This window comes from Streptomyces sp. NPDC059875 (assembly GCF_042731085.1).
Lineage (GTDB): Bacteria > Actinomycetota > Actinomycetes > Streptomycetales > Streptomycetaceae > Streptomyces.
Window position 1 is genome coordinate 99,556 of record NZ_JBHWJZ010000012.1, and the last position, 13,210, is coordinate 112,765.

Sequence of the window (13,210 nt, forward strand, 5' to 3'; positions counted from 1 at the left end):
GCGCTGAGCTCCACATGACCACTGCCCCCGCCCGGATGTCCCTCCGGCCGGGGGCAGTTCCATGCCCGCGCTCAGACGGGGAGCGCCGACGCTCCGATCAGCTCCGCGATACGGTCCGGGGCCACCGCGCGCGAGTAGAGCCAGCCCTGCCCCGTGTCGCAGCCGATGCGCCGCAGCCGGGTCGCCTGCCCCGAAGTCTCCACGCACTCGGCGGTGACCGTCAGGCCCAGCCGGTGGGCGAGCTGGACCAGGGCCTCCACGATCAGCTCGTCCGCCGGGTTGGCGTGCGCCTCGTCCTGGAAGCCGCGGACGAACGAGCCGTCCAGCTTGAGGACCGAGACGGGCAGCCGGCTCAGATACGCCAGGTTCGAGTAACCGGTGCCGAAGTCGTCGATCGCGATCCGCACCCCCATGTCGCTGAGCGCCTGGAGCGCCTGGAGCGGCCGGCCCGCCGAGCCCATCACCGCGGACTCGGTCAGCTCCAGCTGGAGCAGATGCGGGGCGAGCCCGGTCTCCGCGAGGATGCCCGCCACGTCCGCCACCAGGTCGGAGTCCCAGACCTGTCGTACGGCCACGTTGACGCTCACGAACAGCGGCCGCTCGCGCGGATGGTCCTTCTGCCACTGCCGGGCCTGCGTGCACGCCGTCCGCAGCACCCATCGCCCCAGCTCGACGATCGAGCCGTCCTCCTCGGCGATCCCGACGAACCGATTCGGCGGAAGCGTGCCGAACTGCGGATGGTTCCAGCGCACCAGCGCCTCCACCCCGTGCACCGCGCCGTCCGCCAACCCGACGAGCGGCTGGTACTCCAGCGCGAACTCCCCGCGCTCCACGGCCGGTCGGAGCGTGGAGGAGAGTGCCTGCCGCGTCATGCGGTGCGCGTTGCGCTCGGGATCGAAGAGGGTCCAGCGGGCCTTGCCGTCGGCCTTCGCCCAGTACAGCGTGGTGTCCGCGGCCTGCATGAGCCCCGTCGCGGTCGTCCCGCGGGCGCCCCGCTCCACCACCCCGATCGAGGCGGAGACCGAGAGCCGCTGTCCGGCCAGGTCGAAGGGCTGCTGGAGCGCGCAGAGGACGGACTGCGCCAGATCCGCGAGCTGTTCGGTCCCCGTGGAGTCCTCGACGAGGATCGCGAACTCGTCGCCGCCGAGCCGCGCCACGAGGTGGCCGCCGCTCCTGGTGTACCCGTCGCTGTCCGCGCACTCCGTCAGACGGGCGGCCACGGCGGACAGGAGCCGGTCCCCGATCCGGTGCCCCATGGTGTCGTTGACCGCCTTGAAGCCGTCCAGATCGAGGTAGCAGAGGCCGATCCGCCCTGTTCCGCCATGCCCGTACGACTCGTACGACGATCGGAAGTCCGGCGACTCCTCGTCCTGGGAGGCCGCCGCCTCCAGGGCCGCCGAGAGCCGCTCGAAGAACAGCGTGCGGTTCGGCAGCCGGGTCACCGGGTCGTGCATCTGGAGGTGGCGGAGCCGCGCCTGCAGTTCGCGCCGGTCGCTGATGTCCGCGATCGAGAGGAGCACGCGGCCGCCGTCGGGCACGGGGGAGCTGTCGGGCATGGGGGAGACGGTGACCTCGGCCCAGAGCGAGCGCCCGTCGGGGTGCTTGAGCCGGCGCGTGCAGCGGAAGCGGGAGCGGCGGCCGCGCAGCACCTCGCGGTACGCGTGCCAGGTGCGGCCGTCGGAGGCGAGGTCGACGAGGTCGGCTGCGGCCTGCTCGGTGAGCGCGTCGGTCTCGGTGCCGAAGAGGGTGCCGAGCGCGTCGTTGGCGGAGACGACGAGGCCGTTCCGGTCGACGACGGCCATGGCGAGCTGGGCTGCTCGGAAGGCGGCTCGGTAGTCGCGGAGTTCGGCGTCGACCGCGAGCTCGTGGTGACGCTCCGTGATCGGAGGCGCGGGCTCCCGTGCGGGCGAGAGCTGGGTGTGCACCGGTCCTTCGGGGGTTCCGCTCACCGCTCGCTCCCGTAGTGCAGTTGGTCGTACGGACGTGGTCGGGATGGGGGTCGGCCTGGAAAGTGTGCCGATCATAGGGGCAGCCGCGGGGGTCATTCCAGCTCCATGGACGCCCTCCCGCCCGACGGGGCCATGAGTCCGCCTGCCGCGGACCCCTGGCCGATCGTTTCTGCGCGGGTCTGACACGGGACTGCGGGGGCCTGACCGATTGTGACGTTCCGTGAGCCGTTGAGCGCGCGTGTCGCGTCGACCCCGTGTCGCGCCCTCACCCGACTGGGGCAGCGGAAAAGTGCGAAACGCCACAAACCGTCACAAGGTGGGTGGGGTGTCCCGCAATCCGGAGCCGGAGGTCTACGTGAGGGGTCAGCAGACACCCGGGGGAGTGGAACGACCGCGGCTGCGTGCCTCCGCGGCGGCCTTCACCTCCCTCGTGGCGCTCGCCGCGACCGGGCTCGTGGCGGGCCCCGCCGTGGGCGCGCCCACGGCCGGTCCCTGCGCCCTGCCGCGTACCGCCGCCCATCACTCCCTGGGTCTGGACACCTGGAACGGCTCCTACCCGAGGCCCGTCCAATCCCTGAACGCGGTCATGATCTTCCTGTCGTTCCCCGACTCCACCCCCCTGGCCAGCCCCGAGGAACTGGCCGCCGACCACTTCCCCAGCACGAGCGACTTCTTCCGGCGCGCCTCGTACGGCCGCTTCGCGCTGCGCCCGGACACGCAGCGGGAGTGGACCCGGATGCCGCGGACGTCCACCGCGTACGCCATACAGCGCGACTGGGACGCGGGGAAGCGCACGGCGTATCTGCGGGACGCGCTCGCGGCGGCGAACGACACGGTCGACTTCGCGCGATACGACATCGTCTACCTGGTCGCCGACCCGGACGCGCCGGGCGTGGACTCCGACGCCACGAAGGTCGTCAACCTGGAGCACCCGCTCACGGTGGACGGCACGGAGATCAAGCGGGTCGTCACCGTCTTCGAGCGCCACCCGCCGGACCGCAACGTGCTGGCCCACGAGACCGGGCACGTCTTCGACCTGCCCGACCTCTACCACCGCCCGACGGACGGCAAGGGCGACTGGGACACCCATGTGGGGGACTGGGACGTCATGGGCAGCCAGTTCGGCCTCGCCCCCGACCTCTTCGGCTGGCACAAGTGGAAGCTGGGCTGGCTTGACCGGAGTCAGGTGGCCTGTGTGCAGGAGCCGGGAACCCGGCTGCTCAGCCTGGAGCCGCTCGCGGCGGCGCCGCCGGCCGGCGGCACGGTGGGCAAACGGCTCGCGGTCGTACGGACCGGAGTGGGCAGCGTGCTCGCGATCGAGGCGCGCGGCGCGACCGGCAACGACCAGGACACGTGCACGGAGGGCGTGCTGATCTACCGCGTACGGAACGAGGCGGCGTCCGGGGACGGCCCGGTCGAGGTCGTGGACACCCATCCGCGGACCGAGGCCTGCTGGGACCGCTCGGTGTACCCGCCGCTGGCGGACGCGCCGCTGAGGGTCGGCGAGACGTTCACGGTGCCGGGGGACGGGACGCGGGTAGAGGCGGTGGACCGGTCGCGGGCGGGCGTGTGGACGGTGAAGGTGACGCTCCCGGAGAACCCCTGAGACGCGCGGTCGTGCGCAGGTACGTCGTGCGTGCACGAAGAAGCCCCCCGCTTGCGCGAGGGGCTTCTTCCGTCTGTGCGCCGCCAGGGACTCGAACCCCGGACCCGCTGATTAAGAGTCAGCTGCTCTAACCAACTGAGCTAGCGGCGCCTGCTGACGTCGTAGACCTTAGCATCCTGATCGGCGGGAGGAAAAATCGATATCCGCACGTCGGCGGCGGAGGCGGCGCGCACCGCCCGGACGCAGGCCCAGAGCATGACCTCGGGTCCCGGCAGCCAGGGATGGCGGGCGTCGGGAGCGACGACCCAGCGGGGGCCGGCGGGCTCGAGCGGGGTCAGCGGGGGGATGGTCACGGCGTCGCCGGTGCCGTGACAGAGCGGCGGCGGGACGGCGTCGCCCCACTCCTCCCAGTGGAGCAGGGACGGTAACCGCTGGGCGGTGCCGGGCGCGGCGAACAGCAGCATCCGGCCCCGGTGGACGGCCACCGGCCCGGTGCCCGGCCCCTCCGACCAGAGCCGGTCGAGCATCCGGCGCCCGAAGATCGCGTCCACGTTCACGACGTCGAAGACCGTGCCGCAGGGGAGTACGGCGGGGGCGGTGGGCCGGGCCTCCCAGAGCGCCAGCGTGGAGCGGGGGTACGTGGCGGCGGAGGCGAGCCAGTCGGCGCCGGCGGAGGTGACGTGCGCGGTGTGATGCCGGCCCTCGTCCCGGTCCCGCAGGAACCGGAAGATGTCGGACCGGTCGGTCCGGTGCTCGTCGATGTCGCTCTGGGCCGGGCTCGGGGGGGTCTCGTCTCGCAGCCATCCGCTCATGGAGCCAGATCTACCGGGAGTGACGGCTCCGTTTCCGAGGGTTGCCGGAAACCGGGACAGGACGGGTGCGCGGGGAGTATCTTTCGCCCCGGCATATGCCAGCGGGTGGTGGCTGGGGCGCGTTGCCGTGCGCAGGGGCGCGTTGCCCGGCGGGGGCGCGCTGCCGGACGGCGGCGCCTTGCCGGCCGGGCGCGGCGCCCGGCCGACCCGCTAGTCGTCCGTCGGGGTGGTGCCGCCTGTACGGATCAGATCCCGGCCGAAATCGATCATCCGGCGCGCGTAGTCCTCGGTCCACTCCGCCCGCTCACCGATGTCCGCAGCCGTCAGCCGGTCGAACCGTCGGGGGTCGGCGAGCTGCGCCGCCGCGATCGCCTGGAACTCGATCGCCCGGTCCGTCGCCGCCCGGAACGCGAGCGTCAGCTCGGTCGCGCGGGACAGCAGCTCACGCGGGTCCTCGATCGACTCCAGGTCGAAGAAGTGCTCCGGGTCGGCGGTCGCCTCGGCAGGCTCGAAGATCAGCGGTGCGGGCCGGAGTCGCCGCTGCTCGTTCCGCTCCGCGGATTCCGCCATCGTCCTTCTCCTCCTCGCACACACGCGGCCCGGACAACCCGGGCCTTCTTCCATTGTCCCGCCTCGCGCAAGGGGGCGGGGCGGCCTCAGTCGCCGAGACCGCGCAGATACACCGCGAGCCCGCCGAAGAACTCCCGTTCGGCGTCGATCGCGGGCGCGTGCCGGGCGGCGTCCGTCATGTACGGGAAGCGGTGCTCCGGCAGCTCCGCGATGGCGGTCGTCCCCGCGCCGGCGAGGGAGCCGAGGTGTTCGAGCTGGACGGCCCCGACGACGTAAGCGATCAGGCCGCGCAGGGCGACCACCCGCTCCTCGCCCTCGATGCCCGCCTCGGCGAGGAGCCCGAGCAGCGACTCCGACCAGCGCAGCAGTCCGGGCAGCCGGTGCCGGTGGGTGACGGTGAGCGGTACGGCGGCGGGATGCGCGCCCACGCTGTCGCGCAGCCGGCGGACCATGACCTCGATCCGCTCCCGCCAGGGCGTGTCGGCGGCGGGCGGGGTCGGGTCGACGGCGCTCAGGACGCGCTCGACGACGAGCCCTTCGAGTTCGTCGCGGTCGGCCACGTACCGGTAGAGCCCCATCGTGCTCATGCCGAGTTCCTTGGCGACGGTGCGCATCGACAGGCCGGTGAGTCCGTCCCGGTCGATGACGGCGAGGGCGGCGGCGGCCAGTTGGTCCTGGGTGAGGGAGCGGGGGCGCGGCATGGGTTGACAGCGTACGCCATACGCCTACGCTGATAGGAGTACACCGTACGCCTACGTGGAGGTGTTCCATGCTCATGCCCGGCGCGGCTGCTCCCGCCCGCACGCTCGACCCGGTCCTCGGCGCCCCGGTCGCCGTGCCGGACCCCGAACGCCTCGTCCATCTGCAGTTCCGCCGTTTCGCCGGCTGCCCGATCTGCCACCTCCACCTGCGGTCGGTCGTACGCAGGCACGCGGAGATCGAGGCCGCGGGCGTCCGCGAGGTCGTGGTCTTCCACTCACCACCGGAGGAGCTCCACCCGCACCTGGACGGCCTGCCGTTCCCGGTCGTCGCCGATCCCGACAAGCGGCTCTACACGGCGTTCGGCGTCGAGTCCTCGCGCCGGTCGCTGCTCTCCCCGCGCGCCTGGGGGCCCGTCGTCCGGGCCGTGCTCCTCGGCACCTGGGAGATGCTGCGCGGGCGGGAACGTCCGCCGGTGCGCAACCCGAGGGGCGGACGGCTCGGACTGCCCGCCGACTTCCTGATCGGCACCGACGGTCGCATCGCGGCCGTCAAGTACGGCGAACACGCCGACGACCAGTGGCCGGTCGACGAACTCCTCGCCCACGCGGCCACCGCCCGCCGCGCCCGCGCCGCGCGAGGCCAGGGCCTGTCCGGCGGATCGGGGTCGGACAGGCCCTAGGGCTGCCAGGCCACGCGGTGTTCCGCCAGGTGGGAGAGGACCGCGTGGTTCGCCTCCCACCCGTCGGGGAACTTGACCGTGACGCCGAGCTGGACCGGTTCCGTCGAGGGGTGGTCGTCCAGGAGGTCCGCCACGCCCGCGCGGCAGACCACGATGCAGGCGTGGCGGTGGCGGGAGGCCAGCACGCACAGGCGGCCCGTCTCCAGGTGGAAGGCCGTGGCGTCCGGGCGGCCCGAGAGCGGGTGGAGGACGACCGTCACGTCGTACTCCCGCCCCTGGAGGCGGTTCGCCGTGTCCACGGTCACGCCCGAGACGCCCAGCTCCGCGAGCGCCGCGCGGACCGCCGCCGCCTGGTCCCGGTGGGCCGTGCCCACCGCGATCCGGTCCGGGGTCAGCGGCACCGGCTCCGGCCCCCGCTCGCTGACCGCCGCGCCGCTCCGGTCCAGGAGACGGCGCACCACCAGCGCCACCGCGCCGACCGCCTCGGGGTCCGTGCGCGGGGTGTGCCGGGCCGGCAGTTCGAGCAGCCCCCACCCGGACTCGGCGGCCTCGTCCAGGACCCGGTCCGGGCCCGAGCCGTCCGACGCCACCCCGAAGGTCAGCCGCCGGTCACCGTGGTCCGTGCCGCTGCGGAAGCGGGTGTACGGATAGAACGCGTCGGACACCAGCGGCGCCGCCGAGGCCGGCAGCCGCCAGGACACCGGCAGCCGGTGCTGCGGCAGGTCCGGATTGTGGGCCAGGAGGGTGGACACCGCACTGGCCGACGGGTCGTACGAGAGCCCCGCCCACTGCTCGGCGCCGACCACCGAGAAGGGGTCCAACTGCCCCGGGTCGCCCACGAACAGCGCCCGCTCGAAGAGCCCCGCCACCGCGAGCAGCGCGTCCGAGCGCATCTGGTACGCCTCGTCCACGATCGCGTGCGCCCACGGATCGACGTTCTTCACATGCGCCCACTTCGCGGCCGTCGAGATGACCACGTCGAGGCCCGCCAGGTCCCCCGCCTTCGACGACTTCCGTACGTTCTCCAGCTCGTCGAGCGCCTTGTCGTACGGATCGCTGTCGTTGGAGTGCAGCCGGCCCATCGGAAGATCCGGCTCCTTCTCCGCGAGCCGCAGCACCAGGTCGTCCACCTGCGCGTTCGTCTGCGCGACGACCATCAACGGCCGCCCCGCCGACGCCAGTTCCAGCGCCGCGCGGACCACGAGCGTCGACTTGCCGGCCCCGGGCGGGGAGTCGACGACGACGCCCCGGGCGTCCCCGTGCAGCGTGTCGGCCAGGATGTCGGCCGTGGCCCGGGCGGCCGCCGCGGAGGGGTCGAAGACATCGGGGCTCACAGCAGGTCCTCCGGCGTGACGGCATCGGGCAGTTCGGCGACGTCGGACCGCGGCGGCCCGCCGTGCGTCCAGGGCGTCTCCTCCGGGTCCGGCAGCTTCGCGCCCACCCGCTGGTCGTGCTCGAACAGTGTCCAGGCGATCCGCTCGCCCTTCTCCGGCACCGAGCCCTCCGCGGGCTCCTTCGACCGGCCCATCCGGTCCGTGACCCGCAGCACGAGCGAGCCGTCCTCCTCGTACCGCACGAACTCCGCCGTCTGCGGCTTGCCTTCGAGCGAGCGGAACACCTTCACCCGGTCGCCCAGGTGCGGGCGGTCGTCCGTGCGGACCGTGAGCAGCGGGCGCGGCGAGGGCCGCTTCGACTCCGACCAGGCCATCGTCACCTCCGCCACCTCCGCGACGAACGCCTCGCCCGCGAGCCGCCGCCCCGCGAGCACCAGCGGATCGTCGAGGGCCTCCTGCGCGTCCAGCTGACCCTGCGCGGACTCCCGCGCCGCCAGCTTCTGGGCCGCCGCCACCGCGTCGTCACGGCGCGGCTGCGGCGGCTCGCCGGCCACGACGCGGTCGCGATGGCCGGTGAACGACCAGCGGTCGCGGGTCCAGCGGTCCGCCACCCGCGCGCCCTCCGGCAGCTCCCGCAGCAGGCCGAGGGAGCGCCAGACCGCGTCCCAGGTCGGCTGGAGCTGCGAGACGATCAGCCGGCGGATCTCCCGCTCCGCGCGGTGCAGTTCGCCGAGCCGCTCGTCCGCGCTCTCGCCGTCCTCGGCGGCGGCCAGCGCCTGCCGCGCCCGGTCGAAGCGCTCGATCGCGGGCGCGAGCAGCCGGTTGTCGAAGGCCGGGTCGGTCGCCGGACCGGCCGGCGGGCACAGCAGCTGCCCGTCGCGGTCCCGGCCGAGCTCGGCCCGCAGCGCCGCCTCGGCCCCCGACTGCCCGTCGTGAGGGTCGATCCAGGCGAGCAGGGCGCCGAGATGCTGGTCCTCCAGGGAGGACTGGCCCGTGGCCCAGTGGCGGTTCAGCAGATCGGTCGCCGAGAGCAGCAGCGAGGAGCCCGGCACCCGGGCCCGCTCCCCGAAGTGCGTCAGCCAGCGGCCGAGCAACGGCACCCGCGGCGGCGCCGGGAACGGCGTCTCCGGGTCCTGCTCCGCCGTCCGCCGGAACCGCATCGAGCGCCCGAGGAGCCGTACGTACTCGATACCCGCCCGGCTCGGCACGATCAACTGCGGGGCGTCCGCGCACAGTTCGACCTCGATCTTGACCTTCTTGCCGGTCTCCGGGTCGATCTCGTTCTTCTCCGCCGCCTCGACCACGTCCGTGAAGGAGTCGATGTACGGCAGGACCTCCTCGGCCAGGTCGGCCAGGAACGCGAACCGCAGATCCCGGTCGCGCGGCTGCGCGACGACCAGCAGCCGCGGCGCCTCGGGATCGGTCCCGACCAGCGCGCCGAGCGGCGCGCCCGCCTCGCCCGCCGTGGTCAGCGGCACGAGGACGAGGGGTCGTTCGGAGAGCCGCCGGTGCCGCACGGTGGCCAGCGGCTGGGCCCGCCCGGACTCGACGGCCTCCAGCCGGGCGAGGGTGGAGATCAGCGACATGCGAGGCCTCCGGTCCCGGCGGGCGCGTACGCCAGTGCCTCGTCGCGCAGCGCCTGCGCCCGGCGGAGCGCGTCGACCGTCGGGTCCTCCGCGTCGCCCTCCTCGCCACGCGCCGCCGCCAGGACCGCGCCGATCGTGGACAGTCCGCCGAGCTCACCCCGTACCGAGCGGCCCAGCGCCTCCACCGCCCCCGCGAGCCGTGCCCGCTCCCGGCAGTGGAAGGCCAGCTCGCAGGCGGACAGGCACTCCGGCGCGTACGCGTGCGGAACCGACTCCACCGCCGACGCCAGCTCCTCCGCGGAGCACGTCTCCACATCGAAGGTGACGCCCTCCGGCAGCGCGGCCGCGATGTCCTCGACACGGGTCAGCCTGGTCAGCTGCCGGCGCGTCACGGACAGCTGCTTGCGGACGTCGACGACCGAGGCCGTCGGCAGGTTGGAGAAGTCCTTCGGGCAGACGAGAAGCACCGAGTGAGCCACCTCCGCGCCCTCCGTCAGGGCCGCGACCCGCTCCAGGGCCAGCACGTACACCGCCGACTGGCGGGCCGCCGCGCCCACCTTGGAGGCGTCCGCCGAACCGTCGATCATCGGGAAGGACTTGATCTCCACGACCGTCCACCGGCCGTCGGGGTGGACCACCACCGCGTCGGGCTCCAGATAGGCGGGGGAGCCGGCCACCTCCAGGGCGAGCATCGGGTGGTCGAGCAGCGCCCACTCCCCGGCGGCGGTCGCCTCGCGCAGCGCGAGCGCCGTGCGTGCCGCCCGCCCCTCGGGCCCGGCCGCGGCCAGATCCGGGAGCCGTACCGTGCCGGGCTCCTCGATGCCGAGCAGCCGCAGCAGCTCACGCCCACTGTCCGCCTTGACCTTCGCCTCGAAGGCGTTGCCCCGCATGAACGCGAACTGGGACTGCCCGAACGCCGCCGGCGAGCCCAGCTTCGAGGCGAGCGCGGCCTTGTCCACCCCGGCGCCGTCGAGCAGCGCACGCCGCCGGCAGCCGGGGTTGGCGGCCAGCGCCGCCAGCGCCCGAGCGTCCAGCGGATGCGGCACCACGGCCGGTCCCCGCAGCTCAGCGAGCTGGAGCCGGAGTGTCGTCTGCGGAGGTCGAGGAGCTCCGCTGCCCAGGGATTCGCTCACCCGCGGAAGTCTCCCATCCGCCACTGACAACCGGGGGCTTCTCGCGTGTACGGACCCGGTCCGCGAGGCGCAGCGCCGGCGCGGTGAGCAGGAGTCCGAGCCCCATCACGGCCGCTCCCGCGACCGCGTCGAGGAAGTAGTGGTTCGCCGTGCCCATCACGATCAGCGCGGTGAGCAGGGGGTAGGCGACGCCGAGCGCCTTCAGCAGGGGGGTGCGCCCGTACCGCCACAACATCACCCCGCACCACAGCGCCCAGCCCACGTGCAGGCTCGGCATGGCCGCGTACTGGTTCGTCATCGCCCCCATCCCGCGCGGCGCGCTGGCCTCGGCGCCCCACCAGCCGTACGAGCTGAACTGCGCCATCGTGTCGACGAAGCCGTGACGGGCGTCGAGGAGCCGGGGCGGGCAGGTGGGCAGCAGGGTGAAGCCGATCAGGCCGAGGAGGGTGGAGACCATCAGCCAGGTGCGAGCCGCCCGGTAGCGGCCTGGGCGGCGGCGGAACAGCCAGATCAGGACGGCCGGCGTGACGACGTAGTGCAGGGAGGCGTACGCGAAGTCCGCGGGGATCCCCAGGGCGGGTGTCTCGGTGAAGAGCCGGTTGAGCGGGTGCTCGGCGTTCAGCCGGAGCGACTTCTCCAGGTCGAGGATGGCCAGGCCGTGATCGACGGCGCTCCGGACGTCACCGCGGGCGAGCAACCGGCCGCAGGAGTACGCGGCGTACACGACGCCGATGAGTATCAGTTCCGTCCACCAGCGTGGCCTGCCCATGCCTGGTCCCCCTCGTGTCGACCAGGGAGAGGGACGTCCGGATCAGGGTCGGGGTTGCCCGGGCGTTGCCGCGAATTCATGTGCGCGATGATGGAGGTGCACTGCGATCCACCGCCCCGTTGAAGAACCAGGGAGCCTTCATGGCACCGCGCATCCTGCTCGCCCGGCACGGCCAGACCGAATGGTCACTGCTCGGCCGCCACACCGGCAGGACGGACATCCCGCTGCTCGACGAGGGCCGCCGCGGCGCCAAGCTGCTCGGCGAGCGGCTGCACCGGGCGCCGTGGAACGGGCTGCCGGACCTGGAGATCCGCACCAGTCCCCTCGTACGCGCGCGTGAGACCTGTGACATCGCCGGCTTCGGCGAGCGGGCGCAGGAGTGGGACGCGCTGATGGAGTGGGACTACGGGGCGTACGAGGGGCTGACCCCGGCCCAGATCCAGGAGCTGCAGCCGGGCTGGCTGCTGTGGCGCGACGCCGTGCCGGAGGGGGAGACCCTGGAGCAGGTCGCGGCACGGGCGGACGAGGTCGTGGAGTGGGCGCGGTCGGCCGACCGGGACGTGCTGGTCTTCGCGCACGGGCACATCCTGCGCACGATCGCGGCGCGCTGGCTGGGCGAGGACGTCTCCTTCGGCGCCCGTATCCGCCTCGACCCGACGAGCCTCTCGGCCCTGGGCTGGGCGTACGGCGCGCCGGCGATCGAGCGCTGGAACGACACGGGGCACCTGGAGTAGACGACCCCGCTTCCGGCGCCCGCGCTATTCAGCGGGCTGCCGCGAGGACCCGGCCCGTGTCCGTCAGGATGCGGCGGATACGGGAGGACTGGACGTCGCCCAGCGAGTCCACCACCTTCCGGGCCTCCGCCGCCGCCTCGTCCGGGCGGCCCGCGTGGGCCAGGTCGCTCGCGAGGTGGGCGCGGTAGAGGGCGAGATTGCGGGCGAAGTGCGGGTTCTGGAGGACCGTCGCGCGGTGCGCGTGGCGGGCCGCGCGGCTCCAGTCGCCCAGCGCCGACCAGCACTGGGCCTCCAGGGCCTCCAGCTCCGGCTCCCCGAAGAAGGACATCCACTCCGGGTCCCCGTCGGCCGTGCCCTGGGCGAAGTGGGTGTGGGCGCGGCCGAGTGCCTGCTCGCAGGCGGCCCGGTCGCCGAGCCCGGCCCACGCCCCCGCCTCCCGAAGGGAGAGCAGGGAGAGCAGCCGGGCGGAGGAGAGCGGCTGCGCCGCCCGCAGGCCGGCCTGGGCCGCCCGGACCGCCTCCCGGTACCGTCCCGCGTCCCTGGCCAGGAACGACGTGTTGCAGAAGGCGTGCGCCTCCAGGGCCGGATCGCCCGCCACGCGCGCGGTGGCGAGGGCCTCCGCGTAGTGCGAGCGGGCGTCGTCGAAGCGGCCGGAGTCATGCGCCAGCCAGCCGACCGAGATCGCCAGCTCGCCGGCGCCCGCGTGCAGCCGGTCCTCGGTGGAGCGGCGGGCCGCGGTGCCCGCGTCGAGCAGGGCGTACGCCGCTCGCAGCGGCTGGGCGGCGGACTTGTACAGGCCGTCGGCGCCGTGCCGGTCGTCGAGCAGCCGGATCTGCCGTACGGCTTCCTCGACGGCCCGGACCTCGGCCTCGCCGATGCGGTGGGCTCCCCGAGGGGAGGGGATCGCTGCGGCGGTGCCGCCGAGTCCCAGCGAGGCGGCCGCCACGGTGGCGGTGCCGCTCGTCATGAATGCGCGACGCAGCACGTCGCTCTCCTCATCGTTCCGGGTCGTGACGGCGGGTGGGGGCGGTGCCCCGGTCGAGACGGCCGGCCGTCGGCCGCGCACCGCCTCCCGCGCCGAGAAGCCCAGGTCCGCCAGGCCGAGACCGGGGAACATGTGCAGGAACACCCGCTCGTACGCGTAGTTGGGACAGCGGATCTCGCCCGCCTCCACGCGTCCGATGTAGCGGGCGTCGCAGGCGACCTGCTCGCCGATCTCCCGCGCCGCCCGGCGGACCGCCGCGGCGAACTCCGCCGGCGAGTGCTGTCCGCGGAGCCGGCGGAAGGCGAGATTGGGAACTGCCCGTGACATCGCCATGGCCGAGCCCTCTCCTGG

At 73.7% G+C, this 13,210-nt stretch carries 12 protein-coding genes and 1 tRNA gene; 3 read left to right on the forward strand and 10 right to left on the reverse strand.

Going from position 1 to position 13,210, the window contains the following annotated elements; translation table 11 throughout:
- Positions 1 to 71: 71 nt before the first annotated feature.
- The gene (locus ACFV9D_RS17145; protein ID WP_385146221.1) at positions 72 to 1,949 is read right to left on the reverse strand and encodes a putative bifunctional diguanylate cyclase/phosphodiesterase; all 1,878 of its coding nucleotides are present in this window, start codon (positions 1,947 to 1,949) and stop codon (positions 72 to 74) included.
- A gap of 325 nt (positions 1,950 to 2,274) precedes the next feature.
- Between ACFV9D_RS17145 and ACFV9D_RS17150 the strand changes: the two genes are divergently transcribed.
- Positions 2,275 to 3,555 carry a M6 family metalloprotease domain-containing protein gene (locus ACFV9D_RS17150; RefSeq protein ID WP_385146223.1) on the forward strand — a complete coding sequence of 427 codons (1,281 nt, stop codon included), beginning with the start codon at positions 2,275 to 2,277 and terminating at the stop codon, positions 3,553 to 3,555.
- A 76-nt stretch (positions 3,556 to 3,631) separates the two neighbouring features.
- Here the strand turns inward: ACFV9D_RS17150 and ACFV9D_RS17155 are convergent.
- The 4 genes from ACFV9D_RS17155 to ACFV9D_RS17170 form a co-directional block, all read right to left on the reverse strand.
- A tRNA-Lys gene (locus tag ACFV9D_RS17155) sits at positions 3,632 to 3,705 on the reverse strand.
- Positions 3,696 to 4,367: a bifunctional DNA primase/polymerase gene (locus ACFV9D_RS17160; RefSeq protein WP_385146225.1), complete on the reverse strand. Its 672-nt coding sequence runs from the start codon at positions 4,365 to 4,367 to the stop codon at positions 3,696 to 3,698. Before ACFV9D_RS17160 ends, ACFV9D_RS17155 begins: the two co-directional genes overlap by 10 nt.
- 210 nt (positions 4,368 to 4,577) lie before the next feature.
- The gene (locus ACFV9D_RS17165; protein ID WP_385146227.1) at positions 4,578 to 4,937 is read right to left on the reverse strand and encodes a hypothetical protein; all 360 of its coding nucleotides are present in this window, start codon (positions 4,935 to 4,937) and stop codon (positions 4,578 to 4,580) included.
- 86 nt (positions 4,938 to 5,023) lie between these two features.
- Positions 5,024 to 5,638 (reverse strand): TetR/AcrR family transcriptional regulator, encoded by a 615-nt coding sequence (locus ACFV9D_RS17170; RefSeq protein ID WP_385146229.1) that lies wholly within the window; start codon positions 5,636 to 5,638, stop codon positions 5,024 to 5,026.
- A 68-nt stretch (positions 5,639 to 5,706) separates the two neighbouring features.
- Here ACFV9D_RS17170 and ACFV9D_RS17175 point away from each other — a divergent pair, with 68 nt between their 5' ends.
- Entirely contained in the window at positions 5,707 to 6,318 is a 612-nt protein-coding gene (locus ACFV9D_RS17175; protein WP_385146231.1) for a peroxiredoxin-like family protein, read from the forward strand.
- Here the strand turns inward: ACFV9D_RS17175 and ACFV9D_RS17180 are convergent.
- Genes ACFV9D_RS17180 through ACFV9D_RS17195 form a run of 4 tightly spaced genes read right to left on the reverse strand, consistent with a single transcriptional unit; the run spans position 6,315 to position 11,140 of the window.
- Positions 6,315 to 7,652: an AAA family ATPase gene (locus ACFV9D_RS17180; RefSeq protein WP_385146233.1), complete on the reverse strand. Its 1,338-nt coding sequence runs from the start codon at positions 7,650 to 7,652 to the stop codon at positions 6,315 to 6,317. The genes ACFV9D_RS17175 and ACFV9D_RS17180 overlap by 4 nt on opposite strands.
- Positions 7,649 to 9,238: a hypothetical protein gene (locus ACFV9D_RS17185; RefSeq protein ID WP_385146235.1), complete on the reverse strand. Its 1,590-nt coding sequence runs from the start codon at positions 9,236 to 9,238 to the stop codon at positions 7,649 to 7,651. Before ACFV9D_RS17185 ends, ACFV9D_RS17180 begins: the two co-directional genes overlap by 4 nt.
- The gene (locus ACFV9D_RS17190; RefSeq protein ID WP_385146237.1) at positions 9,229 to 10,371 is read right to left on the reverse strand and encodes a hypothetical protein; all 1,143 of its coding nucleotides are present in this window, start codon (positions 10,369 to 10,371) and stop codon (positions 9,229 to 9,231) included. The genes ACFV9D_RS17185 and ACFV9D_RS17190 overlap by 10 nt, the downstream gene beginning before the upstream one ends.
- Positions 10,304 to 11,140 (reverse strand): phosphatase PAP2 family protein, encoded by an 837-nt coding sequence (locus tag ACFV9D_RS17195; RefSeq protein WP_385146239.1) that lies wholly within the window; start codon positions 11,138 to 11,140, stop codon positions 10,304 to 10,306. The genes ACFV9D_RS17190 and ACFV9D_RS17195 overlap by 68 nt, the downstream gene beginning before the upstream one ends.
- 140 nt (positions 11,141 to 11,280) lie before the next feature.
- Between ACFV9D_RS17195 and ACFV9D_RS17200 the strand changes: the two genes are divergently transcribed.
- Complete coding sequence (locus ACFV9D_RS17200) at positions 11,281 to 11,874, forward strand: histidine phosphatase family protein (protein WP_385146241.1); 594 nt, start codon at positions 11,281 to 11,283, stop codon at positions 11,872 to 11,874.
- Positions 11,875 to 11,902: 28 nt separating this feature from the next.
- Here ACFV9D_RS17200 and ACFV9D_RS17205 read toward each other — a convergent pair whose 3' ends face one another.
- Entirely contained in the window at positions 11,903 to 13,192 is a 1,290-nt protein-coding gene (locus ACFV9D_RS17205) for a tetratricopeptide repeat protein (RefSeq protein WP_385146243.1), read from the reverse strand.
- Positions 13,193 to 13,210 lie beyond the last annotated feature (18 nt).

What these genes read in the sequence shown, in the direction of transcription:
- ACFV9D_RS17160 (WP_385146225.1), bottom strand. Translation starts at nt 4,367, where the DNA reads ATGAGCGGATGGCTGCGAGACGAGACCCCCCCGAGCCCGGCCCAGAGC.
- ACFV9D_RS17165 (WP_385146227.1), bottom strand. Translation starts at nt 4,937, where the DNA reads ATGGCGGAATCCGCGGAGCGGAACGAGCAGCGGCGACTCCGGCCCGCA.
- ACFV9D_RS17170 (WP_385146229.1), bottom strand. Translation starts at nt 5,638, where the DNA reads ATGCCGCGCCCCCGCTCCCTCACCCAGGACCAACTGGCCGCCGCCGCC.
- ACFV9D_RS17175 (WP_385146231.1), top strand. Translation starts at nt 5,707, where the DNA reads ATGCTCATGCCCGGCGCGGCTGCTCCCGCCCGCACGCTCGACCCGGTC.
- ACFV9D_RS17185 (WP_385146235.1), bottom strand. Translation starts at nt 9,238, where the DNA reads ATGTCGCTGATCTCCACCCTCGCCCGGCTGGAGGCCGTCGAGTCCGGG.
- ACFV9D_RS17195 (WP_385146239.1), bottom strand. Translation starts at nt 11,140, where the DNA reads ATGGGCAGGCCACGCTGGTGGACGGAACTGATACTCATCGGCGTCGTG.
- ACFV9D_RS17200 (WP_385146241.1), top strand. Translation starts at nt 11,281, where the DNA reads ATGGCACCGCGCATCCTGCTCGCCCGGCACGGCCAGACCGAATGGTCA.
- ACFV9D_RS17205 (WP_385146243.1), bottom strand. Translation starts at nt 13,192, where the DNA reads ATGGCGATGTCACGGGCAGTTCCCAATCTCGCCTTCCGCCGGCTCCGC.